27 protein-coding genes are annotated in these 23,122 nt (G+C 70.9%); 20 read left to right on the forward strand and 7 right to left on the reverse strand.

All coding sequences use genetic code 11. From position 1 onward, the window contains the following. Positions 1-39: 39 nt before the first annotated feature. The 5 genes from SSP08S_RS06315 (at position 40) to SSP08S_RS62470 (ending at position 4,281) form a co-directional block, all read left to right on the forward strand. The gene (locus SSP08S_RS06315) at positions 40-936 is read left to right on the forward strand and encodes a L,D-transpeptidase family protein (protein ID WP_026178233.1); all 897 of its coding nucleotides are present in this window, start codon (positions 40-42) and stop codon (positions 934-936) included. Positions 937-982: 46 nt separating this feature from the next. Then, positions 983-2,248, forward strand: a complete 1,266-nt coding sequence (alr, locus tag SSP08S_RS54865; protein WP_019066728.1) for an alanine racemase — start codon at positions 983-985, stop codon at positions 2,246-2,248. Beyond that, a complete protein-coding gene (locus SSP08S_RS06325) occupies positions 2,245-3,483 on the forward strand; it encodes an alpha/beta fold hydrolase (RefSeq protein WP_019066729.1) in 1,239 nt (412 codons plus the stop codon). Before alr ends, SSP08S_RS06325 begins: the two co-directional genes overlap by 4 nt. Then, complete coding sequence (tsaE, locus tag SSP08S_RS06330; RefSeq protein ID WP_019066730.1) at positions 3,449-3,970, forward strand: tRNA (adenosine(37)-N6)-threonylcarbamoyltransferase complex ATPase subunit type 1 TsaE; 522 nt, start codon at positions 3,449-3,451, stop codon at positions 3,968-3,970. Before SSP08S_RS06325 ends, tsaE begins: the two co-directional genes overlap by 35 nt. Positions 3,971-4,110: 140 nt before the next feature. Then, a complete protein-coding gene (locus tag SSP08S_RS62470) occupies positions 4,111-4,281 on the forward strand; it encodes a hypothetical protein (RefSeq protein WP_019066731.1) in 171 nt (56 codons plus the stop codon). On the opposite strand, the gene SSP08S_RS06340 is transcribed toward SSP08S_RS62470, so the two are convergent. Continuing rightward, positions 4,278-4,835, reverse strand: coding sequence for a L,D-transpeptidase (locus SSP08S_RS06340; protein WP_019066732.1), 558 nt, complete (start codon positions 4,833-4,835; stop codon positions 4,278-4,280). The genes SSP08S_RS62470 and SSP08S_RS06340 overlap by 4 nt on opposite strands. A 120-nt stretch (positions 4,836-4,955) precedes the next feature. Here SSP08S_RS06340 and tsaB point away from each other — a divergent pair, with 120 nt between their 5' ends. Genes tsaB through SSP08S_RS06370 form a run of 6 tightly spaced genes read left to right on the forward strand, consistent with a single transcriptional unit; the run spans position 4,956 to position 8,154 of the window. Next, positions 4,956-5,609 carry a tRNA (adenosine(37)-N6)-threonylcarbamoyltransferase complex dimerization subunit type 1 TsaB gene (tsaB, locus tag SSP08S_RS06345; protein ID WP_019066733.1) on the forward strand — a complete coding sequence of 218 codons (654 nt, stop codon included), beginning with the start codon at positions 4,956-4,958 and terminating at the stop codon, positions 5,607-5,609. A 29-nt stretch (positions 5,610-5,638) separates the two neighbouring features. Next, entirely contained in the window at positions 5,639-6,133 is a 495-nt protein-coding gene (rimI, locus tag SSP08S_RS06350) for a ribosomal protein S18-alanine N-acetyltransferase (RefSeq protein WP_043259290.1), read from the forward strand. Then, complete coding sequence (tsaD, locus tag SSP08S_RS06355; RefSeq protein ID WP_019066735.1) at positions 6,126-7,217, forward strand: tRNA (adenosine(37)-N6)-threonylcarbamoyltransferase complex transferase subunit TsaD; 1,092 nt, start codon at positions 6,126-6,128, stop codon at positions 7,215-7,217. Before rimI ends, tsaD begins: the two co-directional genes overlap by 8 nt. Beyond that, positions 7,214-7,468 carry a hypothetical protein gene (locus SSP08S_RS06360; protein ID WP_019066736.1) on the forward strand — a complete coding sequence of 85 codons (255 nt, stop codon included), beginning with the start codon at positions 7,214-7,216 and terminating at the stop codon, positions 7,466-7,468. The genes tsaD and SSP08S_RS06360 overlap by 4 nt, the downstream gene beginning before the upstream one ends. A 24-nt stretch (positions 7,469-7,492) precedes the next feature. Continuing rightward, positions 7,493-7,765 carry a hypothetical protein gene (locus SSP08S_RS06365; protein ID WP_026178234.1) on the forward strand — a complete coding sequence of 91 codons (273 nt, stop codon included), beginning with the start codon at positions 7,493-7,495 and terminating at the stop codon, positions 7,763-7,765. Continuing rightward, complete coding sequence (locus SSP08S_RS06370) at positions 7,762-8,154, forward strand: type II toxin-antitoxin system VapC family toxin (protein WP_019066738.1); 393 nt, start codon at positions 7,762-7,764, stop codon at positions 8,152-8,154. Before SSP08S_RS06365 ends, SSP08S_RS06370 begins: the two co-directional genes overlap by 4 nt. Here the strand turns inward: SSP08S_RS06370 and SSP08S_RS06375 are convergent. The 4 genes from SSP08S_RS06375 to SSP08S_RS06390 are packed head-to-tail and all read right to left on the reverse strand — an operon-like array spanning position 8,136 to position 13,611. Continuing rightward, positions 8,136-10,445 (reverse strand): beta-xylosidase/alpha-l-arabinosidase, encoded by a 2,310-nt coding sequence (locus tag SSP08S_RS06375; RefSeq protein ID WP_019066739.1) that lies wholly within the window; start codon positions 10,443-10,445, stop codon positions 8,136-8,138. The genes SSP08S_RS06370 and SSP08S_RS06375 overlap by 19 nt on opposite strands. Positions 10,446-10,479: 34 nt before the next feature. Then, positions 10,480-11,379, reverse strand: a complete 900-nt coding sequence (locus SSP08S_RS06380; RefSeq protein WP_026178235.1) for a carbohydrate ABC transporter permease — start codon at positions 11,377-11,379, stop codon at positions 10,480-10,482. Between the two features lie 4 nt (positions 11,380-11,383). Beyond that, positions 11,384-12,274 (reverse strand): carbohydrate ABC transporter permease, encoded by an 891-nt coding sequence (locus tag SSP08S_RS06385; protein ID WP_051105860.1) that lies wholly within the window; start codon positions 12,272-12,274, stop codon positions 11,384-11,386. A 32-nt stretch (positions 12,275-12,306) separates the two neighbouring features. After that, positions 12,307-13,611, reverse strand: a complete 1,305-nt coding sequence (locus tag SSP08S_RS06390; RefSeq protein ID WP_019066742.1) for an ABC transporter substrate-binding protein — start codon at positions 13,609-13,611, stop codon at positions 12,307-12,309. A gap of 107 nt (positions 13,612-13,718) precedes the next feature. Here SSP08S_RS06390 and SSP08S_RS06395 point away from each other — a divergent pair, with 107 nt between their 5' ends. The 6 genes from SSP08S_RS06395 to SSP08S_RS06420 all read left to right on the forward strand — a co-directional run bounded on the left by SSP08S_RS06395 (position 13,719) and on the right by SSP08S_RS06420 (position 19,746). Continuing rightward, positions 13,719-14,753 carry a LacI family DNA-binding transcriptional regulator gene (locus tag SSP08S_RS06395; RefSeq protein ID WP_019066743.1) on the forward strand — a complete coding sequence of 345 codons (1,035 nt, stop codon included), beginning with the start codon at positions 13,719-13,721 and terminating at the stop codon, positions 14,751-14,753. Between the two features lie 101 nt (positions 14,754-14,854). After that, positions 14,855-16,198, forward strand: a complete 1,344-nt coding sequence (locus SSP08S_RS06400; RefSeq protein WP_026178236.1) for a glycoside hydrolase family 10 protein — start codon at positions 14,855-14,857, stop codon at positions 16,196-16,198. 123 nt (positions 16,199-16,321) lie between these two features. Next, positions 16,322-17,374: an LCP family protein gene (locus tag SSP08S_RS06405; RefSeq protein WP_019066745.1), complete on the forward strand. Its 1,053-nt coding sequence runs from the start codon at positions 16,322-16,324 to the stop codon at positions 17,372-17,374. A 116-nt stretch (positions 17,375-17,490) separates the two neighbouring features. After that, positions 17,491-17,859, forward strand: coding sequence for a hypothetical protein (locus tag SSP08S_RS06410; RefSeq protein ID WP_245607838.1), 369 nt, complete (start codon positions 17,491-17,493; stop codon positions 17,857-17,859). Between the two features lie 142 nt (positions 17,860-18,001). Further along, positions 18,002-18,358 carry a YciI family protein gene (locus tag SSP08S_RS06415; RefSeq protein ID WP_019066747.1) on the forward strand — a complete coding sequence of 119 codons (357 nt, stop codon included), beginning with the start codon at positions 18,002-18,004 and terminating at the stop codon, positions 18,356-18,358. Between the two features lie 74 nt (positions 18,359-18,432). Next, on the forward strand, positions 18,433-19,746 hold the full coding sequence (locus SSP08S_RS06420) for an RNA polymerase sigma factor (protein ID WP_019066748.1): 1,314 nt from the start codon (positions 18,433-18,435) through the stop codon (positions 19,744-19,746). Here the strand turns inward: SSP08S_RS06420 and SSP08S_RS06425 are convergent. Together SSP08S_RS06425 and SSP08S_RS06430 are read right to left on the reverse strand one after the other, a co-directional pair. Then, a complete protein-coding gene (locus SSP08S_RS06425) occupies positions 19,743-20,111 on the reverse strand; it encodes a S24/S26 family peptidase (RefSeq protein WP_019066749.1) in 369 nt (122 codons plus the stop codon). The genes SSP08S_RS06420 and SSP08S_RS06425 overlap by 4 nt on opposite strands. Before the next feature lie 40 nt (positions 20,112-20,151). After that, positions 20,152-21,342, reverse strand: a complete 1,191-nt coding sequence (locus SSP08S_RS06430; RefSeq protein ID WP_019066750.1) for a THUMP-like domain-containing protein — start codon at positions 21,340-21,342, stop codon at positions 20,152-20,154. 101 nt (positions 21,343-21,443) lie between these two features. Here SSP08S_RS06430 and SSP08S_RS06435 point away from each other — a divergent pair, with 101 nt between their 5' ends. From SSP08S_RS06435 to SSP08S_RS54870, 3 genes are read left to right on the forward strand one after another with little or no spacing between them, the layout of a single operon-like run. Then, positions 21,444-22,415, forward strand: a complete 972-nt coding sequence (locus SSP08S_RS06435) for a polysaccharide deacetylase family protein (RefSeq protein WP_019066751.1) — start codon at positions 21,444-21,446, stop codon at positions 22,413-22,415. Then, complete coding sequence (locus tag SSP08S_RS64760; protein ID WP_439654570.1) at positions 22,412-22,687, forward strand: hypothetical protein; 276 nt, start codon at positions 22,412-22,414, stop codon at positions 22,685-22,687. The genes SSP08S_RS06435 and SSP08S_RS64760 overlap by 4 nt, the downstream gene beginning before the upstream one ends. Beyond that, on the forward strand, positions 22,648-23,097 hold the full coding sequence (locus SSP08S_RS54870; RefSeq protein WP_019066752.1) for a hypothetical protein: 450 nt from the start codon (positions 22,648-22,650) through the stop codon (positions 23,095-23,097). The genes SSP08S_RS64760 and SSP08S_RS54870 overlap by 40 nt, the downstream gene beginning before the upstream one ends. Positions 23,098-23,122: the final 25 nt, after the last annotated feature.

The following is a 23,122-nucleotide window of genomic DNA, read 5'->3' on the forward strand; positions in this document are numbered from 1 at the left end:
CACCCGCTCCCCGCCGGGGTGCCGCGTTTCTCTGATCGCATGATCAGTACACGAATCGCGCACAGAAGCATCGCGGTGCTGCTCACCGCGGTGATCGCCCTCCCCGTAGGGACCGGGACCGCCTGGGCCGACGACCCGGTGCCGGCGCCCGGGCCCGGCGAGACCGAGCTCGTGCCGGGCGTTCCCCCGGGGCCGTATCAGCCCTGGCAGATCGACACGCCCGACCAGGCCCTCGTACCGAAGGTGTACACGCCGACCGCGGAGGAGGACCGGGTCGAGCCGAGGGACGCGGCGGCGGGGACGTACGCGCTCGTCGAGTACGTGCCGATCGGGGACGCCGTGGCGAAGGTCTCCTGCAGCAAGCAGACCGGGCCCTACCAGCGGGGCGTGGAGCGGTGGTTGAAGCTGAAGGTGGACGGCCGGCAGTCGGCCGCCGACTGCAAGGTGATCAAGGCCTTCCAGAAGAAGCAGGGCATCAAGCCCGCGATCGGCTTCGCCGGACCCGTGACCTGGGCGCGCATGCAGCTCCTCAGCGCGAAGAAGAACCCGAACGCGGCCCGGAAGTGCCCCGTCCGCTCGTACCGCGTCGCGTGTGTCGATCTCGACCGGCAGCTCACCTGGGTGCAGAAGGGCAAGAAGGTCGTCTTCGGACCGGTCCCGATGCGCAGCGGACGCACCGGGCACGTCACCCGGGGCGGCTGGCACAAGATCTACTGGAAGCACAAGAACCACTGGTCGACCCTGTACAACAGCCCTATGCCGTATGCCCAGTTCTTCGACGGCGGCATCGCCTTCCACGCCGTCTACGGCAGCATCTACACCACCACCGGCTCCTGGGGCTGCGTCAACCTCCGGCTGGCCGACGCCCGCAAACTCTGGAGCGTCCTCAAGAAGGGCGACCGGGTCTACGTGTGGGGCCACCGGCCCGGAAACTAGGCGGGCCTGCGGGCTTGTCAGTCCCCTCTGAGAGACTGGGGGCGTCATGAACGAGACAGCACCTGCGCCGACCGCGCCCCTGCGCGCCCGCGCCGAGATCGACCTCGGTGCCCTGCGGGCCAATGTGCGGACCCTGCGCGCCCTCGCGCCGGGCGCCGCCGTCATGGCCGTCGTCAAGTCCGAGGCGTACGGCCACGGCGCCCTGCCCTGCGCCCGCGCGGCCGTCGAGGCGGGGGCGACCTGGCTCGGTACGGCCACCCCCGAGGAGGCCCTCGACCTGAGGGCCCGCGCCGGGCTGCCGGCCGGGGTGCGGATCATGTGCTGGCTCTGGACGCCCGGCGGACCGTGGCGCGAAGCCATCGAGGCCGACCTCGACATGTCGCTCAGCGACATGTGGGCGCTGCGGGAGGTCGTGGCGGCCGCCCGCGAAACCGGCCTCCCCGCGCGCGTGCAGCTCAAGGCCGACACCGGCCTCGGGCGCAACGGCTGCCAGCCCGGCGCCGACTGGGCCGAACTCGTCGGCGAGGCCCTGCGCGCGGAGGCCGAGGGGCTGCTCCGCGTCACCGGCCTCTGGTCCCACTTCGCCTGCGCCGACGAACCAGGGCACCCCTCCGTGGACGCCCAACTCGCCCTCTTCCGCGAGATGGTCGCCTACGCGGAGGGCCGGGGCGTACGGCCCGAGGTCCGCCACATCGCCAACTCGCCCGCCACCCTTACCCGCCCCGACTCCCACTTCGACCTCGTCCGCACCGGCATCGCCGTCTACGGCATCTCGCCCAGCCCGGAAATGGGCTCGTCCGCCGACTTCGGACTGCGGCCGGTGATGACCCTGAAGGCGTCCGTCGCCCTGGTGAAGCAGGTGCCGGGCGGGCACGGCGTCAGCTACGGCCATCACTACGTCACTCCGGGCACGACCACCCTCGGCCTCGTCCCCGTCGGCTACGCGGACGGCATCCCCCGGCACGCCTCCGGCACCGGCCCGGTGCTGGTCGGCGGCAAGTGGCGCACGGTCGCGGGCCGGGTCGCCATGGACCAGTTCGTCGTAGACCTCGGAGGGGACGAGCCGGAGCCCGGGGCGGAGGCCATCCTCTTCGGCCCCGGCGACCGCGGCGAGCCCACCGCCGAGGACTGGGCACAGGCCGCCGGAACCATCGCCTACGAGATCGTCACCCGCATCGGAACGCGCGTTCCCCGCGTCTACGTCAATGAAGGCGTCCTTGACGACGAAGACGTCCTCGTGGACGGGGTCGTCCCCGGGTATGAGGTGGACGACGCGGCGCAGGGCCGGGACGGGAAGAGGAGCGGCACGTGAGCGAGAGCAGTGCGGAGGCGGTCGCCGAGCTCGCCTCCGCCGCCACGGGGGTGGCCGGCAACTGGCGCAAGGTGACCGGAATCGCGGGCGCCGCGATAGGCGTGATCGCCGCAGGCGCCGCGGCCGGTGTCGCCATAGAGCGGATGACGGTCGGGCGCGGCATGCGCGAGCGGGCGCGGCTCGCGCTCGACTCCACGGGACCGTACGGCTCGCTGCGCGGCATCCCCGGCACGGCCCACGCGGACGACGGCACCGAGCTGTACTACGAGGTCGACGACATCGAGCCCGAGGTCGCCGTCACGCCCAAGCGCCGCCGGCTCTTCGGGCGCAAGGCACCGGCCCCGGTCACCGTCGTCTTCAGTCACGGCTACTGCCTCAACCAGGACTCCTGGCACTTCCAGCGGGCGGCCCTGCGCGGGGTCGTACGGACCGTGCACTGGGACCAGCGCAGCCACGGCCGTTCCGCGCGCGGGGCCGCGCAGCTCGAGGACGACATGCCGCTCACCATCGACCAGTTGGGCCGCGACCTGAAGGCCGTGCTCGACGCGGCCGTGCCCGAGGGACCGATCGTGCTCGTCGGGCACTCCATGGGCGGCATGACGGTGATGGCACTGGCCGACCAGTACCCCGACCTGATCCGCGACCGGGTCGTCGCCACCGCCTTCGTCGGTACGTCCTCCGGGCGGCTCGGCGAGGTCAACTTCGGGCTGCCCGTCGTCGGCGTCAACGCGGTGCGGCGGGTGCTGCCCGGCGTGCTGAAGGCGCTCGGTCAGCAGGCCGCGCTGGTGGAGCGGGGGCGGCGGGCCACCGCCGATCTGTTCGCCGGGATCATCAAGCGGTACTCGTTCGCGTCCCGGGACGTCGACCCGGCGGTCGCGCGGTTCGCCGAGCGGATGATCGAGGGCACGCCCATCGACGTGGTCGCCGAGTTCTACCCGGCCTTCACCGACCACGACAAGACCGCGGCCCTCACCCACTTCAAGGACATGCCGGTGCTCGTGCTGGCCGGGATCGGTGATCTCGTCACGCCCAGTGAGCACAGCGAGGCCATCGCCGACCAGTTGCCGGACGCCGAACTGGTGCTCGTGCCGGACGCCGGGCACCTGGTCATGCTGGAGCACCCGGAAGTGGTCACCGACCGCCTCGCCGACCTGCTCACCCGCGCGGGTGCCGTGCCCGCAGGGGCTACCGTAAGTGGCTATGGAAGCACCAGCAGCACCGCACGACGCGGCTGAGCCCCTGTCCGTCTCGATCACCGTCAACTCCCCCGAGCAGATGGGGGAGTTGGGGCGCCGCCTGGCCAAGCTGCTGCGCGCGGGCGACCTCGTGATGCTCACGGGTGAGCTCGGCGCCGGCAAGACGACGCTGACCAGGGGGCTGGGGGAGGGGCTCGGCGTGCGCGGCGCGGTCACCTCGCCGACGTTCGTCATCGCCCGCGTGCACCCCTCACTGGGGGAGGGGCCGCCGCTCGTCCACGTCGACGCGTATCGCCTGAGCGGCGGGCTCGACGACATGGAGGACCTCGACCTCGACGTCTCGCTGCCCGAGTCGGTGATCGTCGTGGAGTGGGGCGAGGGCAAGGTCGAGGAGCTGACCGACGACCGGCTGTCCGTCGTCATCCACCGGGCCGTCGGAGACACGACCGACGAGGTACGGCATGTCACCGTCACCGGGCTCGGTGGGCGCTGGGCCGCGGTGGAACTGGGCGTGCTCGGCGCGTGACTCCCTGATGACCGGATGAGTGGGTTCCGACAAGGTGTCGGCAAGATGTTGCGTTTCGGGTCTCGCGCGTGGTCACATGGTATCCAGTTAGTAGTTAGGTCTACCTAACTACGTCCGCCCCCAGGTCCCAGGAGGCGTCCATGTCGGCTTCGTCGGCTTCAGAGAACCAGGACCGCCCGCAGCCGTATGCGTTCGCCGGGGTGTCCATGCGGGAGTTGTTGGCGGCGGGCGAGGCGGCGAAGGCGGTCTCGACGCCGCCACGCGTACCGGAGCCGGTGGACACACCCGTGACGCAGCGCAAGGCCGCCTAGCGGATCACCACCACCGACTGCCCGATCGTCGCGAACTCCCACATCGCCGTGCCGTCCTCGACCGACTCGCGGATGCCGCCGGACTTGACCGTGGGGTCGGGTTGCTGGGGCGCGCCGTTGACCGCCGCGCTGAAGCCGATCGCGAGCCCGCCCGTGCTGGTGAAGCGGACGACGTGCTGGATGGGGGTGCCGTCGGTGCCGGTGACCGCGTTCGAGCGGGACGTGACCCAGTAGGAGCCCAGGGTCGGATCCACCGTCCCGGGGGTGACCTTGAACGTGCGGTTGACCTTGTTGTTCTCGGCGACCAGCCACACCCGGTCGTCGTCCAGCGAGTACACGACCCGCTCGCCCCTGCCGGAGCCCGCGGGCAGCGCGGCGGGGTTCTTCCTGTCGCGGGGCGCCTTCGAGGTGGCCACCGCCGGCGGGGCGCTCGCGCGGGCCGCACTGTCCAGCCCGGCCGGGACGCTCGCCGACGCCTGATAGGCGAGGAAACCGACCGTGGCGACGGCCGCCACGGTGAGCCCGGCCACGATTCCCGAGCTGCTGCCGGCCATCGGCGCCCACCTCCGTGTCTTGTATGTCCAGTAAGTGCGGTGACTGTAGGTGACGGTAGCAGTCGGGCCGGGCCGACCGGGGCGGCCGTGCCCGGGGCGCCGGAGCCGTAGGCTGTTTGCGTGCTCTTGCTCGCTCTGGATACCGCCACCCCCGCAGTCACCGTCGCCCTGCACGACGGCGAGGCCGTCATCGCCTCGTCGAGTCAGGTGGACGCGCGCCGCCACGGTGAGCTGCTGCTCCCGGCCGTCGACCGTGTGCTCGCCGACGCGGGGCTCAGGCTCGACGCCGTCACGGGAATCGTCGTGGGCATCGGCCCCGGCCCCTACACCGGGCTGCGCGTCGGGCTGATGACCGCCGACACGTTCGGGCTCGCGCTCGGCGTGCCCGTGCACGGTGTGTGCACGCTGGACGGCCTCGCCTACGCCGCCGACCTCGACGGCCCCTTCGTCGTGGCCACCGACGCGCGCCGCAAGGAGGTCTACTGGGCCCGCTACGCCGACTCGCGTACGAGGGTGACCGGCCCGGCCGTCGACCGGCCCGCCGACATCGCCGACGAGGTCGCGGGACTGCCCGCCGTCGGCGCGGGCGCCCTGCTCTACCCGGACACCTTCCCGTCCGCCCACGAGCCCGAGCACGTGTCCGCCGCCGCACTCGCCTCCCTGGCCGCCGAGAGACTCGCGGCGGGCGTCGAACTCCCCGCGCCCCGGCCGCTCTACCTGCGCCGCCCCGACGCCCAGGTCCCCAAGAACTACAAGGTGGTCACCCCCAAGTGACCGAATCCACGAGCCCCCGGCTGCGCGAGATGCGCTGGTGGGACATCGACCCCGTGCTGGAACTGGAGAAGGACCTCTTCCCCGAGGACGCCTGGTCCCGGGGCATGTTCTGGTCCGAACTGGCCCACGCGCGGGGCGCCGAGGCGACCCGCCGGTACTTGGTGGCCGAGGTGACCGGCGACCAGTACGAGGGCGGTGTCCGGGTCATCGGCTACGCGGGCCTCGCCACCACCGGCGACCAAGCCGACATCCAGACCATCGCCGTCGCCCGCGACCACTGGGGCACCGGCCTCGGCGCCACCCTCCTCACCGAACTCCTCAGCGCGGCGAGCGAGTTCGAGTGCGCCGAGGTCATGCTCGAGTGCCGCGTCGACAACGTCCGCGCGCAGAAGCTCTACGAGCGCTTCGGCTTCGCGCCCATCGGCTTCCGGCGCGGCTACTACCAGCCGGGCAACGTCGACGCCCTGGTGATGCGCCTCACCGACCCGTCAACTTCCGTACAAGGAACCGAGATCAATGGCTGACGAACCCCTCGTCCTCGGCATCGAGACCTCCTGCGACGAGACCGGCGTCGGCATCGTCCGCGGCCACACCCTGCTCGCCGACGCGGTCGCGTCCAGCGTCGACGAACACGCCCGCTTCGGCGGGGTCGTACCGGAGGTCGCCTCCCGCGCCCACCTGGAGGCGATGGTCCCCACGATCCAGCGCGCCCTGAAGGACGCGGGCGTCAGCGCGAGCGACCTCGACGGCATCGCGGTCACGGCGGGCCCCGGCCTCGCGGGCGCGCTCCTGGTGGGTGTCTCGGCGGCGAAGGCGTACGCCTACGCGCTCGGCAAGCCGCTCTACGGCGTGAACCACCTTGCCTCCCACATCTGCGTGGACCAGCTCGAACACGGCGCGCTGCCCGAGCCGACAATGGCCCTCCTGGTGTCCGGGGGCCACTCCTCCCTCCTCCTCTCCTCCGACATCACCTCGGACGTACGGCCGCTCGGCGCGACGATCGACGACGCGGCGGGCGAGGCCTTCGACAAGATCGCCCGTGTCCTCAACCTCGGCTTCCCGGGCGGGCCGGTCATCGACCGGTACGCGAAGGAGGGCGACCCTACGGCGATCACGTTCCCGCGCGGACTGACCGGGCCGCGCGACCCGGCGTACGACTTCTCCTTCTCCGGGCTGAAGACGTCCGTGGCCCGCTGGATCGAGGCGAAGCGGGCGGCCGGGGAGGACGTACCGGTGCGCGACGTTTCGGCGTCCTTCCAGGAGGCCGTCGTCGACGTCCTCACCCGCAAGGCCGTACGGGCCTGCAAGGACGAGGGCGTCGACCACCTGATGATCGGCGGCGGAGTAGCCGCGAACTCCCGCCTGCGGGCCCTGGCGGCGGAGCGCTGCGAGGCGGCCGGCATCCGCCTCCGCGTCCCGCGCCCGAAGCTGTGCACGGACAACGGCGCGATGGTCGCCGCACTGGGCGCGGAAATGGTGGCCCGCGACCGGGCCCCCTCGGACTGGGACCTCTCGGCGGACTCCTCGCTGCCGGTGACGGAAACGCACGTCCCCGGCCACTCGCACGACCATGTGCACGAGGTCGGCAAGGAGAACCTGTACTCGTGACGGTCGCGCTGATGTGGGAGGCGAGGGCGGCCGAGGGGCGGGGCGACGAACTGCTCGCCTGGGCGCGGGCGCAACGGCTGTCGGCCGAACCCCTGCGCCTGGAGTTCCTCCGCGCCCCCCAGGACCGCGTCCTCGTCATCACGTGGTGGGACGCGGACTACGACACCGAGCTGCCCGAACTCCCTGAGCCCGAGGGGGAGTTGGTCATGCGGGCGGTGCACCGGTGGCGGTTCGAGTCGGCGGGCGAATAACAAGAGTTTTGTTAAAGTGAGGTCATGGCTGATTCTCCCCTGCCCGGCGAAGGCCCCGTCCGCCCGGTGTCGGTGTCGCTCCACGAGGGCACCATCGCCGCCCTCAAGGCGCGCACCGGCAAGCGGGGCATGTCCGCCTACGTGGAAGCACTCATCCAGCGCCAACTGGAGCGAGACCGGCTGCGTGAACTGATCGAGGACGCGGAAGCCGCGCACGGTCCGGTGGACCAGGCCGGGGTCGAGGCCAAGCGAGCCCTCCTGCGCGGTGGCTCGGCGGGTTCGGCCGGCGCCGCGTGAGCGGCACGCTCGTCCTCGACTGCGAGGGCCTGGCCAAGCTCGTCCGCCGCACTCCCGAACTCACCGAGTGGCTCGTCGCGGCCGAGGCCGAGGACATCCGCGTGGTCGTCAGCTCCGTGACCCTCGTCGAGGCCCGCGACCCCAGGACCCACCAGGCCCGGTTCGACCACGCCGTCTCGCGTGTCAACGTCGTCCCGCCCAGCGAGGCGATCGCCCGCCGGGCGAGCAAGCTCCTCGCTGCGGCCGGTCTGCACGGTCACACGTACGCGCTCGACGCGATCGTCGCCGCGACCGCTCTGGCGTCGCCCGCACCCGTCACCGTGCTGACCTCCGACCCCGAGGACCTCCGGGACCTGTGCGGTGCCGGAGTTCACGTGATCAAGGTCTGAACCTCCGTCTCGCACAACAGCCGCCGGTCCGTGCCCAGCACGCGTTCCGGCCCCCTGAGCGTCAGCCGTGCCGTATGCCGTACGTCCGCGCTGGAGGCGGCCAACCTCAGCTCCAGCGCCCCCGGTTCGACCACCCGGCGCCCCGACCGGTCGGTGAACGCCGACAGGTCAGCGTGGAAGTGGAAGGTGACGCGGGATGCCTCGCCGGGGTCCAACTCCAGTCGCTGGTAGGCGATCAGGCGGACGTCGGGGCGTGTCACCGAGGCCACCGGGTCGTGCAGGTACAGCTGGACGATCTCCGCGCCCGGCCGGTCGCCGGTGTTGCGGACGGTGAGCGTCAGGTCGTGGGAGCCGTCCGTGTCGATCTCCAACTCCCTTGATTCGGCGGGCTCCCACGCGAAGGTCGTGTACGAGCGGCCGTGGCCGAAGGGGTACAGCGGGGTCGGGTCGAGGCTGCTGACCTCGTCGGCGAGGCCCAGCGGGGGCTGGAGGTACGTCCACGGCTGGCCGCCCGGCACGTGCGGGACGCTCACCGGGAGGCGGCCGGACGGGTTGACGCGGCCCGACAGCACTCCCGCCACCGCCGGGCCGCCCTCCTCCCCCGGGAAGAACGCCTGGACCACCGCGCCGAGGCGGCCGTGCCAACGGCCCAGCGCGTAGGGGCGGCCGGTGAGCAGGACCAGGACCACCGGGACGCCCGTCGACACGAGCGCGTCCAGCAAGTCGGCCTGGACGCCGGGCAGTTGGAGGTCGGCCACATCGCAGCCCTCGCCCGACGTGCCGCGCCCGAACAGGCCGGCCCGGTCGCCCAGTACCGCCACGCACACATCCGCCTCGGACGCCCGCGCGACCGCCTCCTCGAAACCGGTCGTGTCCGGGCCGGACACGTCGCACCCCTCCGCGAACGTCACCTTGGCGTCCGGCAGTTCGGCCCGCAGCGACTGAAGGACGGTGGGGATGTCGATGCCCATCGGCACCTCGGGATGGTGGACGCCCACGTGGGACGGGAAGGAGTAGCAGCCCAGCATGGCGAGTGCGTCCGCCGCCCTGGGGCCCACCACCGCGATCCGGGCGTCCGGCGGGAGGGGCAGTACGCCGTCCGGGTTGTCCAGCAACACCACTGATTTCTCCGCCAGTTGACGGGCGAGCGCGCGGTTCGCCGCCGAGTCGAGGTCGATCCGGCCGGTCGGCTCCGGGGCCCAGTCCTCGTCCAGCAGCCCCAACTCGCACTTCTGCAGCAGCACTCGGCGCGCCGCCCGCTCGATCAGCGACTCCGGTACGTCCCCCGCCCGCACCGCCTCCACCAACGGCTTCCCGTAGCACTTCAGCGTCGGCAGCTCCACGTCGATCCCCGCCGCCAGCGCCGCACGGGCCGCCTCCGCCGGGCTGCCCGCCACCCGGTGCAGCGTCTCCAGGAAACCGATGCCGAAGTAGTCGGCGACCACCGTCCCCGTGAACTGCCACTCCTCCCGCAGGAGTTGGGTCAGCAGTGCCGGATCCGCGGACGCCGGTACGCCGTCCGTCTCGTTGTACGCCGCCATCACCGACCGCGCGCCGCCCTCCCGCAACGCCATCTCGAACGGCGGCAGCACGACGTCCGCGAACTCCCGCACCCCGGCCCGCACCGGCGCCAGGTTCCGCGCCCCCACCGAGGACGCGTACCCCGCGAAGTGCTTCAGCGTCGCGACCACCCCGGCCGACTCGAGCCCCCGCGTATAGGCGGCACCGATGGTCCCCACCAGATACGGGTCCTCCCCGATCGTCTCCTCCACCCGCCCCCACCGCGGATCCCGTACGACGTCCAGGACCGGGGCGAGCCCCTGGTGGACGCCGGCCGCGCGCAGGTCGGCGCCGATGTGCCGGGCCATCTCCTCGACCAGCGCCGGGTCGAAGCTCGCGCCCCAGGCCAGCGGCACCGGGTACGCCGTCGCGCCCCACGCGGTGAACCCGGCGAGGCACTCCTCGTGGGCGACGGCCGGGATGCCGAACCGTCCGGCCGCGGCGATCCGGCGCTGCGCGCGGGCCAGCGCCTGCGCGCCCAACTCCGGGTCCACCGGGGCCGTACCGAAGGATCGGGTGAGCTGTCCCAGGCCCAGGGTGATCAGATCGTCCCAGTCGTAGTCGGAGGTCATCTCCCGTTGCAGCGGGGCGACTCCGTCGCCGTCCGTGTCGGCGCCCACCCAAACCCCGTACAGCTGGGCGGACTTCTCCTCCAGGGTCATCCGGGCGAGCAGGTCGTCGACGCGGGCGGCGGCGGGCCGGGCGGGGTCGCGCCAGGGGGCGGTGGTCATGAAACTCCTGTCGGAAAAGGTGAGTTGGGGAGATTCACTTGCCGCCCACGCCCATCAGGCCGCCGACCAGGGCGCGCCGGGCCACCAGGTAGACGGCGAAGATCGGGATGCCGGAGAGGACGACCGAGGCGAGCAGCGCGGGGATGTTCACGCCGAACTGGCTGACGTAGTTGAAGAGTCCGAGGGTGAGGACCCGGGGCCCGTCGGACTGGGTGAAGATCAGCGGGAAGAGGAAGCCGTTCCAGGCCTGGAGCGCCGTGTAGATGACGACGGTGCTGATCCCGCCCTTGGCCAGCGGGATGACCAGCTGGAACAGCATCCGGGTCGCCGAGGCGCCGTCCAGTGCCATCGCCTCGTACAGGTCCTCCGAGATGTCCCGCAGGGTGCCGGTCAGGATCAGCACGGAGACCGGCATCGCGAAGGCGGCGGTGGGGAGGATGACCGCCAACAGGCTGTCGTAGAGGTTGAGTTTGGCGATCATCAGGTACAGGGGGACCACCACGGCCTGGGCCGGGATGGCGACTCCCAGCAGGAACAGGCGGAAGGCCGCGCTCGACCAGATGGTGCGGGTGCGTACGGCGACGTAGGCGAGCGGCACGCACAGCACGAGCACGATGCCCACGACCGCCGCCGCCACCAGTGCCGTGTTGGCGAGGAAGTGGCCGAAGCCGTTGTGGAGAACGGTGTTGTAGTTGGCGAAGGTCGGATCGGTGGGCGGCTTCAGGGCGTTGTTGCCGAGGGCCTTGTCCTGGCGGGTGAGCGAGGCCGAGATCATCGCGTAGATCGGGACGATGACGACCGCGAGCCAGAGGAGGGAACCGAGACCGGCGAGGGGGTTGGGGCGCCTGCTCCAGTGCCGGCGCCGTCGGGGCCGCTGCTCCTCCACGGGCCCCTCCTCCGTCTTCACCGGACGCGGCAAGGTGTCGTGTGACACTCCGTCACATCCCTTCGCGGGTACTGCGCATGGCGCCGAAACCGGTGAGCCGGACCAGGACGAGGGACAGCGCGGTGGCGGCCACGACCAGGAAGGTCGCGATCGCGCTCGCGTAGCCGAAGTCGTAGCTCTTGAAGCCGGCTTCGTACATCAGGTACGGCAGGATCGCCGTGTCCGTGCCGGGGCCGCCCTGGGTGAGGATCAGGACGGTCTCGAAGTAGGTGAGCGAGCCGACGATCATCAGCACGCTGGAGGTCGTGGCCGTGTTGCGGAGCTGCGGCAGTGTGATCGAGAAGAACTGCCGGTAGCGCCCGGCACCGTCGATCGCCGCCGCCTGGTAGAGGACTTCGGGTATCTGACGGGCCCCGCCCTGGTAGATCAGGGTGTGGAAGGGGATGAACTGCCAGCCCCCGACGAACACGATCGCCAGAAACGCGCCACTGGTCGAGCCGAGCGTGTCCTGGTGGATGACGCCGAAGTTCGGGTCGAGCAGCGCGTAGAAGAGCAGCGCGATCGCCGTCGAGGACAGCAGGAACGGCACGAAGAAGATCGCCGAGAGTATCGCCCGGTTGCGCTGCCGCCCCGCCGCCCACACACCGAGCAGCAGCGACACGACCGTCTGGAACGCCCAGCTCGTCACCGTCAACAGGACGGTGACGGTGAGGGATTGGGTGAGCCGGTCGTCGTGCAGCAGCTTCTGCCAGTTGGCGAGCCCGACGGGCTTCGGGTCACCGAGCCCGTTCCAGGTGGTGAAGGAGAGATAGACGGCGAGAACCATGGGGGCGACGGCGAAGAAGGCAAAAAAGACAACCCCGGGCACAGCCCAAACTGCGTGAGGTGCAGCGCCCCGATAGGGGCGCGGGGAACTGCGCGACCAGCCACGACGCGCCGGCAGCCGACGAACCACCCCTCCCGCGGAGCGCTCCGTCACTTGAGCCCCTTGAGCGCCGACACGAACTCGGCCGGCGAACTCTTCCCCACGAACAGCTTGTTGATCTCCGTCAGCATCGGCGTGGACACATCCGGATCCACCGCCTGGTCCCAGCTCAACGTGAACGCGGGCGCCTGCTGCACCAGTTGGTACTGGAACTTGGCGAACTCGGGGTTGGGGGAGGAGTCGAGCAGCTTCTCCGCGTTGGACGTGGTCGGGATGTCCCCGTTGGCGACGAGGTCCTTCGCGTACGCCTCCGACGCGCAGTCCCGCAGAAACGCGATCGCCGCGTCCTTGTTGCCCGTACGGGTGTTCACGGACCAGTAGTTGGTGGGGTTGCCGACGACGTTGCGGATGTCGCCCGCCCCGCCCTCGTACTTCGGGAACGCGGACCAGCCCAGGTTGGTCTTGGCGAAGTCGGGGAACTTGCCGAGCTGCGTCGAGTACTCCCACGAGCCCATCAGATGCATCGCCGCCTTGCCCTTGGCGAAGACAGCGGGCGCGCCCCCGTTGACGTACGACACGGAGCTGAAGCCCTTGCCGAAGGCGCCGTCGTCGATGAGCTGCTTCACCGTCTCGGCGGCCTTGAGGACGGCGGGGTCGCCCCAGCCGGACGCGTCGCCGTTCTTGATGCGGTCGAAGACTTCGGGTCCGCCGATCCGGTCGACCAGATACTCCAGCCACATCAGCTCGGGCCAGATGTCGGCGCCGCCGAGCGCGAACGGCGTGATGTTCGCGGCCTTCAGCTTCTTGTTGATGTCGAGCAACTCGGCCCAGGTGGTGGGCGGTTGGAGCTTCTGCGCGGCGAAGACCGACTTGTTGTAGAAGAGGATCACGGGCTGCATGCCGCGCATCGGTATGCCGTAGTTCTTGCCCTTGAGCGCGCCCGCCGCGAGCACCGAGGGCAGGAAGCCGCTGCTGAGGACCGGGTCGGACTTGATGGTGTCGGTGAGGTCGACCAGCTGGTCGGCCTCCTGGTAGGCCTTGATGGAGCCGCCGCCCCAGTTGAAGAAGACGTCGGGCGCGTTCGGCGAGCCCATCGCGGTGCGCAGCTTGGCCGGGTAGTCGGTGCCGGGCACCTTCTCCAGCTTGATCTTCCCCTTGGCCTTCTTGGCCGCCGCCGACGCGTTGAACCGGGTGGCGGCCTTGACCTGGACCTTGGTCGCGTCGTCGCCGTAGACGAAGGCGGTGACGGTACTGCTGCTGCCGGTGCTGTCACTGGAGCCGCAGGCCGTGAGTCCGGCGGTGAGCAGGGTGGTGGCACCGGCGCCGAGCACCCAGCGCCTGCTGTAGGACTCCATAGGGCGGCCTCTTTCGCGAATGTTTCGATCAACGTTACGAATGTTCCGGGAACGTATGGCGGGACAGAAGCTTCGTCAAGGGGTCGCGCAGGGATACGATCGCGGGCATGAAACCCTCGAAGGCCGTAGAAACGCAGACCGCGACGCTCGCCGAGATCGCCCGCGAGGCCGGAGTCTCGGCTCCGACTGTTTCGAAGGTCCTCAACGGCCGTGCCGATGTCGCCCCCGCGACCCGCACCCGCGTCGAGGACCTGCTCCGCGTCTACGGCTACCGGCGCCGCCGTGCCGAGGCGACCCGCTCCCCGCTGATCGACCTGGTCTTCCACGAGCTGGAGAGCGCCTGGGCGCTGGAGGTGATCCGGGGGGTGGAGAACGTGGCGCGGGACGCCGGGCTGAGCGTGGTGCTGAGCGAGAGCGCGGGGCGGCTGACGCCCGGCCGGACCTGGGCCGACCAGGTCGCCGCCCGCCGCCCGCACGGCGTGGTCCTCGTCCTGTCCGGGCTCGACGAGTCCCAGCGGGCGCTGCTGACCAGCCGTTCCATCCCGTTCGTGGTGATGGACCCGGCCGGCGACCCGGGCGCCGACGTGCCGTCGATCGGCGCGACCAACTGGCAGGGCGGGCTCGCCGCCACCCGGCACCTCGTCGAACTCGGCCACACCCGGATCGGCGCGATCAGCGGACCCTCCCGCATGATGTGCAGCCGCGCCCGCGTCGACGGCTACCGGGCCGCGCTGGAGACGGCCGGATTGCCGGTCGACGGCTCGCTGATCACCACCGGCGACTTCCACCACGAGGCCGGCTACCGGCTGGGGCTGGAACTGCTGCGCCGCCCGGACCGGCCCACCGCCGTCTTCGCCGGCAACGACCTCCAGGCCCTCGGCCTGTACGAGGCCGCGCGCGAACTCGGGCTGCGCATCCCGGAGGACCTGAGCGTGGTCGGCTTCGACGACCTCCCGGTCGCCCGCTGGGTCGGCCCGCCGCTGACGACCGTACGACAGCCCCTCACCGAGATGGCCGAGGCGGCGGCGAAGCTGGTGCTCGACCTCGCGCGCGAGCCGGAGTCCTCGGCGGCGCGGCGGGTGGAACTGGCGACGAGCCTGGTGGTGCGCAGCAGTACGGCGGCGCCCGCGGCGCAGGGGTGACCCGCGTGGCCGGAAGGTGACGTATTGACGAGTGGGGTGAGCCGCCCCACACTCCTCCGAAGCCAATCGGTTGCACAACCGAAACTTTCGGAGGCATCCGCATGAGATCTCTGAGAACCGGCTTGTCCCTGGCGGCCCTGGTCACCGGCGCCGTCATGCTCGTCACCGCACCCGCCGCGCACGCCGCCGACACCCCGCTGCGCGACCTCGCCGCCGCGAAGGGCAAAGTCGTCGGCACCGCGGTCACCGGCTCCAAACTCACCGGCAGCTACGGCGACATCGCGGGCGCGCAGTTCGGTTCGCTCACCCCCGGCAACGCCATGAAGTGGGGGACCGTAGAGCCCACGCAGGGCAGCTTCAACTGGACCGAGGCCGACCAGATCGTCGCCTTCGCGCAGGCCCACAACCAGCAGGTGCGCGGCCACACCCTGGTCTGGCACAGCCAGAACCCGAGCTGGCTGACCAACGGGACATGGACGTCCGCCCAGTTGAGCAGCCTGCTGCAGAATCACATCAGCACCGAAGTCGGCCGCTACAAGGGCGAGATCGCCGCCTGGGACGTGGTCAACGAGCCCTTCAACGAGGACGGCACCTACCGCTCGACGCTCTGGTACAACGGCCTCGGCGCCAACTACATAGCCCAGGCGCTGACTTGGGCCCACGCGGCCGACCCGGCGGCGAAGCTCTACATCAACGACTACAACGTCGAGGGCGTCAACGCGAAGTCCACCGCCCTCTACAACCTCGTCAAGTCCCTTAAGACGGCGGGCGTTCCGATCGACGGGGTGGGGTTGCAGGCCCACCTGATCCTCGGTCAGGTGCCGGCCGGCCTCCAGCAGAACATCCAGCGCTTCGCCGACCTGGGCGTGGACGTGGCGATCACCGAACTCGACGTACGCATGGCACTCCCGGCCGACAGCGGCAAACTCGCCCAGCAGAAGGCCGACTTCAAGAGCGTGGTCGCCGCCTGCGCCGCCGTCACCCGCTGCGTGAACATCACCGTCTGGGGCTTCACCGACTCCGACTCCTGGGTGCCGAGTACCTTCCCGGGCTACGGGGCGGCGACGCCGTACGACGAGAACTACGCGCCGAAGCCGGCGTACTACGGCATCGCGGAGGCACTCGGCGGTACGACGACGACCCCGCCGAGCGGTTCGTGCTCGGCGACGTACGGCGTGACGAGCCAGTGGAACACCGGGTTCACCGGGCAGGTGACGATCGCCTGCACCGGGACCGCGCTGTCGTCCTGGAACGCGACGTGGACGTACGGCGCGGGCCAGCAGATCACGCAGGCCTGGAACGCGACCTGCACCCAGTCGGGGGCGGCCGTGACCTGTACGAACGCGAGCTACAACGGCACGGTCCCGGACGGCGGCTCGGTGACGTTCGGGTTCAACGCGTCCTGGAGCGGAAGCAACCCGGTACCGGTGGTGACCTTGGGATGAGGGAGGCGGGGGAGCGAGGCGGGGCGTGAAGCGGGACTGAGAACCGTGAGATTTTCCGCAGAAAACCGTCCTGCGACCGTTCCCCTAACTTTCTCCTAATAATTCGGACTTACGTTCCTCCCCGTGACGGACAACGAGAAGGTCGACGGGGACAGACGAGTGGGCCGGCGGTCGAGGGTGCTGAAGATCGCCGGCCTCACTCTGGCCGGCGCCCTGGTCCTTGGCGTAGCCACGGCGGGCTGGGCCTATTGGCACCTCAACAACAACATCAAGAGCGTCGACATCGACAGCGCGCTCGGCGCCAACCGCCCCGCGAAGGCGGTGACCACACCCTCGGCGTCCGCCTCCGCGTCCGCCGCGCCCGTGCCGACCGGCTCGGTGAACATCCTGGTCCTCGGTTCGGACTCGCGCAGCGGCAAGGAGAACCAGGCGCTCGGCGGCGGCGACAGTTCCGGCGCCCGCTCCGACACGGCGATGGTCGTGCACATCGACGCGGGCCGTAAGAAGGCCACGATCGTCAGCATCCCGCGCGACACCCTCGTCATCCGCCCGTCCTGCCCGCTGAAGTCGGGGGGCTCGACCTCCGTGGCGTACAGCGCGATGTTCAACAGCGCGTACTCGGTGGGCGGCCCGGTCTGCGCGGTCAAGACGGTCGAGTCGATCACGGACGTCCGCATGGACCACTACATAGAGATCGACTTCGCGGGCTTCGCGAAGCTGGTCAACGCGCTCGGCGGTGTCACCGTGACGACCACCGAGGACATCGACGACGACGACAGCCACCTGCACCTGAAGAAGGGCACCCACCACCTCAACGGCAAGCAGGCACTGGCCCTCGCCCGCACCCGCCACGGCATAGGCGACGGCAGCGACCTCGGCCGAATAGGCCTCCAACAGATGCTGGTGAAGGCCCTGTTGACCCAGATCTCCTCCCACGACCTCCTCACCGACCCCACCAAGCTCTACGAGGTCACCGACGCGATCACCGACAGCCTCACCACCGACACCGGCCTCGACTCCCTCAGCGAACTGATCAGCCTCGGCGAGAGCCTGAAGGGCCTGTCGGCGGACGCGGTGAAGACGATCACGATGCCGGTCGTGACGGCACCGTCCGATCCGAACCGGGTGGTTGCCAAGGAGCCGGCGGCGAGCGATCTGTGGGAGTCACTGAAGTGACCGGCCGCCACAACCGCACAGCCCCTGCCAATCCCTTTGCGGGACCGAGCACGTCGCCCCTACCGTGCACACAGGAGCCGCGCGCCACCGGATGAGGAGCAACCGCCGTGGGAACCATGGTCTCGGTCAGGGGCTGGCTGGAGTGCGACGACGGACAGCTGGCCCGGATCAAGGAGATCGTGGCGGCGGACGATCCGGAGCGCACCTACAGCGGGGGCTGGGCCTTCCCCGCCCGGCAGTACAACTACCTCAGCTGGGCCTTCTACGGGGGCGACATCCGCGCGGTGGCCCTCGACTGGTTCGAGGAGAGGCTGCGTAGCATCGCCCGGATCCCGGCCTCCGACCCGGACGACGAGTACGACGAGAGGCCCCGGGGTCTGTTCCTGGTCAGCCACGACGTCGACGGCATGAGCGAGTGGAGGGTCCACAACGGCGATCTGGTGATCGGCCTCCCGGCCGGGGACTACCGCTACCTCGACGCCTAGGGCCTGTCCGGCGGATCACGCGGTCGTACGAGAAAAATCTTCGGGGAATTCCGGCGAGTGTGTCGATCCGGCCGCCCCTCGTTCGACGCATGGTTGAAAGGCCGGGAAGGACCCGGCCCGCCATTCGTCCCGAGGAGTCACCATGCCCCGTTATCTCTCCCTCGTGCAGATCGACGAGAAGACCGCCCCCGCCGAGGGACCGAGTGCCGAACTGATGCAGCGGATGGGTGAGTTGATCGAGGAGATCACCAAGGCCGGGGTGATGCTGGACACCGCCGGTCTCACCCCGACCGCGCAGGGCGCGCGGGTCCACTGGGAGGGCGGGAAGATCTCCGTCACCGACGGACCCTTCACCGAGTCCAAGGAGGTCGTCGGCGGCTACGCGATCATGCAGTGCAAGGACATGGCCGAGGCGCTGGAGTGGACGAAGCGGTTCCTGAAGGTGCACGAGGAGTTCTGGACGGTGACGTGCGAGGTGCGGGAGATCGCGGAGGGCTGAGCGGCCCCCGTACTGCCGTGCCCGGTCCCGGTCTTCCTTGGCCCGAGGCCGCCGGGGGTGTTGCATGGTGGGTTGTGACTCCGGAATCACAGCCCACCGCGGCCCCGCACGGCCACCCCACGGACCGACGCGGCAACGCCACCGACCCGCACACCGCCATCGAGACCGTCTTCCGCATCGAGTCCCCGCGCATCATCGCCGCCGTCACCCGCACGGTCCGCGACGTCGGTATCGCCGAGGAACTGGCCCAGGACGCCCTGGTCGCCGCCCTTGAGCAGTGGCCCCGCGACGGCGTGCCCGACAACCCGGGCGCCTGGCTCATGGCCACCGCCAGACACCGCGCCGTCGACCTGGTCCGGCGCCGGGAGAACTACGCCCGCAAGCTCCAGGAGATCGGCCGCACCCTGGAGACGACGGCCCCACCGGAGGAGCCTTCAGCCCCCGACGACATCGACGACGACCTCCTCCGCCTGGTCTTCACCACCTGCCACCCGGTGTTGTCCCCCGAGGCCCGCACCGCCCTGACCCTCCGCCTCCTCGGCGGTCTCACCACCCCCGAGATCGCCCGCGCGTTCCTCGCCCCCGAGCCGACGATCGCCCAGCGCATCGTCCGTGCCAAACGCACCCTGGCCACCAGGAACGTCGCCTTCGAGGTCCCCTACGGCCCCGACCGCGAGGCCCGCCTCGGCTCCGTCCTGGACGTCATCTACCTCATCTTCAACGAGGGCTACGCGGCGACGGCCGGCGACGACTGGCTCCGCCCCGGCCTCTGCGAGGACGCGCTCAGACTGGCCCGTCTGCTGGCGGGCCTGATGCCGAAGGAACCCGAAGTACACGCCCTGGCCGCCCTGTTGGAGTTCCAAGCCTCCCGCTCGGCCGCCCGCACCGCCCCGAACGGCGACCCCGTCCTCCTCAGGGACCAGAACCGCCGCCGCTGGAACCGCCTGCTCATCGCCCGGGGCATCACCGCCCTCGGCCGCGCCGACACCGTGTCCACCGGCGCCCCCGGCCCCTACGCCCTCCAGGCCGCCATCGCCGCCTGCCACGCCCACGCGTACACCTACGACGAGACCGACTGGCCGACGATCGCCACCCTCTACGGCCTCCTCGCCACCCGATCCCCGTCCCCCGTGGTCGAGTTGAACCGCGCGGTGGCCGTCTCGATGGCCGACGGCCCCGCCCCGGCCCTGGAGATCATCGACACCCTCACCACCGAACCCGCCCTGCGCGACTACCACTTGCTGCCCAGCGTCCGTGGCGACCTGCTGTTGCGCCTCGGCCGTACTGCGGAGGCGAGGGCGGAGTTCGTACGGGCGGCTTCACTGGCCCGCAACGAACGGGAACGCCAACTCCTGCTGCGCAGGGCCGAAGAGGCGGACAGGTCCTAGGGGGCCGCTCTGCTCCCGTCGCCCGAGACCGTCCTGCCCGCTGCTCCCGACCGGGCGGCGCCGTCGACCGCCACACAGATGCCGAAGACGCGGTCGTGGCCGGTCCAGCCGTTGACGCGGCCACGGTTGTTGCTGATCTGCACGCGCTTCCCGGCGAGGTCCACGGAGGACACCAGGTGCAGGTAGACCGTCCCCGCGACACGGGCGAGGACGATGTCTCCGACCTCCAGCTTCGACGGGTCGACCGGAGCGACGACCACCCGCTGCCGGCTGCGTATCAGCGGAACCATCGAGGAGCCGCTGGGCCGGAACGTCACGGTGGCCCCACCGGCGACTCTGTCCGCCACCGCATCCAGTGCACCCATTCGACGAGCGTGGCAGGTTCCCGCGCGTCACCCCACCGATTTATTTGTCCGTGACCGGCCGCCCGATCAGCATCGTCGGCGCCCCCGCCACCCGAGTCAGAAACACCGTCGCCGAGTTGGGCCCCTGGGGCTTCACCTTCCGTCGCAGTTCCTCCGGTTCGACGGCCGAGCCCCGCTTCTTCACGGTGAGTACGCCGACCTCCCGCTCTCGGAGCAGTGCCTTCAACTTCTTGACGCCGAAGGGGAGTTGGTCGGTGATCTCGTAGGCGGAGGCGTACGCGGTCGGTCGTAGGTCATCGGCCGTGACGTACGCGATGGTCTCGTCGACGAGCCCGCCGCCGAGCTCCTCGGCGACCTCGGCGACGAGGTGGGCGCGGATGACGGCGCCGTCGGGCTCGTACAAGTAACGGCCCACGGAACGGACTTCGGGGTCGGGCAGTCCGCGTCCGTGCAGAACTCGTGGGCCGGGGAGGAGAGTTGCCCGTACGGCACCCGGCCGCACCCCCGTCCCGAACCACAGCACCGCCTCCTTCACATCCCCGCCGTCCGAGATCCACTCCGCCTCGGCCGTCGCCGGGATCGCCTCGTGCGGCACTCCGGGCGCGATCTTCAGCGCGGCGAGCGGGGCCGTCGTAGCAGCGCCGACGGCCCAGGACAGCGGGGGCGAGTACGCCTCGGGGTCGAAGATGCGCCCCCGGCCGCCCCGGCGCGCGGGGTCGACGAACACGGCGTCGTACGCGGACGTGTCGACGTCCGTGACGTCCGCCTCGCGCACCTCGATCAGGTCGGCCAGGCCGAGCGCCTCCGCGTTGGCGCGGGCCACCGCGACCGTGAGGGGATCGCGGTCGACGGCCAGCACGCGTACGCCCGCCCGTGCCAGCGCGATCGCGTCGCCGCCGATGCCGCAGCACAGGTCGGCGACGGAGGTCACGCCCAGTTCGCGCAGGCGTCCGGCGCGGTAGGTGGCGACAGTCGCGCGGGTGGACTGTTCGAAGCCGTTCGGGGTGAAGAACATCCGGTCGGTGTCCTCGGGTGCGAACTTCGCCACCGCCGCCCGCTGTCGCAACCGGGCCTGGCCCAGGGCCGCCGAGACGAGGTCGGCGGGGTGCTCGCGGCGCAGCCGGGTCGCGACGGCGAGTTCCTTGGCCGGGTCGGTGCCGCGGACCTCGTCGAGGAGGGCACGGCCCTCGGGGGTGAGCAGGGCGGCGAAGGCGAGTACGGGGTCGTTCACCGGGACATTGTGGGCCAGTCGGTGGACGGTGTGCCTCCGGTGGCGGTGTGTTGGCGGTGTCGGCGCGGGATCGGGGCCGGGGCCTGAAAAGATCCGACGTCATGCGAGTAGTCGTACAAAATGACATCAATCGGGCGTACGGAAACCGGGCGTACGGGAATCGGGGAACTCGGCGTCGGAGGGCGGGCGTCCGTGGCGCGCTCGCCGCCCTCGCGCTCGCCGCCGTCGTCTCCGGCTGCACCCAGCCCGGCGGCGCCGACAAGGCCGCCCCTCCGGCGCACGGCGCGCAGCCCCTGCACGCGCCCCCGGCCCGCGCGCTCGACTCCTACGCCTCCAGGCTGCGCGCCGCCCACGCCGCCCGGGTCGCCGCCGCCAAGCGCTGGGGGCTGGCGAAGGTGCCGCTCCAGGCCCCGCCGGCACCCGCGCACAAGCCGGAGATCACCGCGCGCAAGGGCTTCGAGGTGGACGACCAGGAGGAACTGAACCTCCCGCCGGTCTTCACCACCATCCCCACCAAGCAGAAGATCGTGTTCCTCACCATCGACGACGGCGAGGAGAAGGACCCCGCGTTCCTGCGGATGATGAGCGACCTGAAGATCCCGTACACGGCCTTCCTGAGCAACTACCTGGTCAAGGACGACTACGGCTACTTCAAGAAGATGCAGGCCGAGGGCCACACGCTCAACAACCACACCCTCACGCACCCCTACCTGCCCGGCCTGTCCTACGCCGAGCAGAAGCGCGAGATCTGCGGCATGCAGGACGTCATGAAGAAGCAGTTCGGCAAGGCGCCGACGGTCTTCCGGCCGCCGTACGGGAACTACAACCACGACACCCTCGTGGCCGCCAAGTCCTGCGGCATCAAGTACGCCCCGATCTGGGACGAGGAGGTGTACGTCGACCACTGGGAGTACCGCGAGGACGACCAGGAGCTGCACCCCGGCGACATCGTCCTGACCCACTTCCGGGGCCGCGCGGACTGGAAGGGCACGATGGTCGACGACATGCGCCGCTTCCTCGGCAAGGCCACCGCCGAGGGGTACGCGGTGGCGCGCCTCGAGGACTACCTGTGAGGGTCCGGGTACCGGTGGCCGTCGCCCTGGCGGCCACCCTCCTCACCGGCTGCGCCCAGTCCGTCGACCCCATCGAACGGCTCGGCAAGAAGGCCGCCCAGCGCGTCCACCCGCACGGCCCGTCCCGCGAACAGCCGTACCGCCACTGGGGTTTGACGGCCCCCCTGGCCCCCGCCCCCAAACCGTCCCCGAACCCCCCGCCCGCTCGGCGGGCCCGGCCCTCCCACCCGTCGTGGACCACGTCCGCACCCGCGACAAGGTCGTCTTCCTGACCTACGACCACGACGCGGGCGCCCGCCGGGACCCGAGCTTCGCCACCATGGTCCGCGAACTGCGCCTGCCCGTCACCGAGTTCGGAACGGCCCATGACCGCCGCCCGGTAGCGGGCCTGCCCTACGACGCCCAGCGCACCGAGATCTGCGCCGCCCGGACCCGCCTCCTGCGGCCCCCCTACGGCACGTACGACACGACCACCCGCCGGGCCGCCGCCGACTGCGGCATCTCCGCCCTGGTCCTCTGGCGCGCCTCCACGACAACCGGAACCCTCACCTACGCCCGCGGCGCCCACCGCCTCACCCCCGGCGACATCGTCCGCATCACCCCGACCGACACAACGGCCCGACTGCTCCGGGGAATCCAGGAGCGGGGCCTGACGGTGGGCCGCCTGGAGGACTACCTCTAGCCTGCGGTGCACGGAAAGGGGCTGC

This window comes from Streptomyces hokutonensis, assembly GCF_000376565.1.
Classification (GTDB): Bacteria; Actinomycetota; Actinomycetes; order Streptomycetales; family Streptomycetaceae; genus Streptomyces; species Streptomyces hokutonensis.

Excerpts from the sequence above, each read along its gene's own strand:
- SSP08S_RS06395 (WP_019066743.1), top strand. The coding sequence starts at position 13,719 with ATGAAACCCTCGAAGGCCGTAGAAACGCAGACCGCGACGCTCGCCGAG.
- SSP08S_RS06400 (WP_026178236.1), top strand. The coding sequence starts at position 14,855 with ATGAGATCTCTGAGAACCGGCTTGTCCCTGGCGGCCCTGGTCACCGGC.
- SSP08S_RS06435 (WP_019066751.1), top strand. The coding sequence starts at position 21,444 with ATGCGAGTAGTCGTACAAAATGACATCAATCGGGCGTACGGAAACCGG.
- SSP08S_RS06315 (WP_026178233.1), top strand. The coding sequence starts at position 40 with ATGATCAGTACACGAATCGCGCACAGAAGCATCGCGGTGCTGCTCACC.
- SSP08S_RS06410 (WP_245607838.1), top strand. The coding sequence starts at position 17,491 with ATGGTCTCGGTCAGGGGCTGGCTGGAGTGCGACGACGGACAGCTGGCC.
- SSP08S_RS06375 (WP_019066739.1), bottom strand. The coding sequence starts at position 10,445 with ATGACCACCGCCCCCTGGCGCGACCCCGCCCGGCCCGCCGCCGCCCGC.
- tsaE (WP_019066730.1), top strand. The coding sequence starts at position 3,449 with ATGGAAGCACCAGCAGCACCGCACGACGCGGCTGAGCCCCTGTCCGTC.
- SSP08S_RS62470 (WP_019066731.1), top strand. The coding sequence starts at position 4,111 with ATGTCGGCTTCGTCGGCTTCAGAGAACCAGGACCGCCCGCAGCCGTAT.
- SSP08S_RS06340 (WP_019066732.1), bottom strand. The coding sequence starts at position 4,835 with ATGGCCGGCAGCAGCTCGGGAATCGTGGCCGGGCTCACCGTGGCGGCC.
- SSP08S_RS06415 (WP_019066747.1), top strand. The coding sequence starts at position 18,002 with ATGCCCCGTTATCTCTCCCTCGTGCAGATCGACGAGAAGACCGCCCCC.
- SSP08S_RS06425 (WP_019066749.1), bottom strand. The coding sequence starts at position 20,111 with ATGGGTGCACTGGATGCGGTGGCGGACAGAGTCGCCGGTGGGGCCACC.
- alr (WP_019066728.1), top strand. The coding sequence starts at position 983 with ATGAACGAGACAGCACCTGCGCCGACCGCGCCCCTGCGCGCCCGCGCC.
- SSP08S_RS06390 (WP_019066742.1), bottom strand. The coding sequence starts at position 13,611 with ATGGAGTCCTACAGCAGGCGCTGGGTGCTCGGCGCCGGTGCCACCACC.
- rimI (WP_043259290.1), top strand. The coding sequence starts at position 5,639 with ATGCGCTGGTGGGACATCGACCCCGTGCTGGAACTGGAGAAGGACCTC.
- tsaD (WP_019066735.1), top strand. The coding sequence starts at position 6,126 with ATGGCTGACGAACCCCTCGTCCTCGGCATCGAGACCTCCTGCGACGAG.
- SSP08S_RS06365 (WP_026178234.1), top strand. The coding sequence starts at position 7,493 with ATGGCTGATTCTCCCCTGCCCGGCGAAGGCCCCGTCCGCCCGGTGTCG.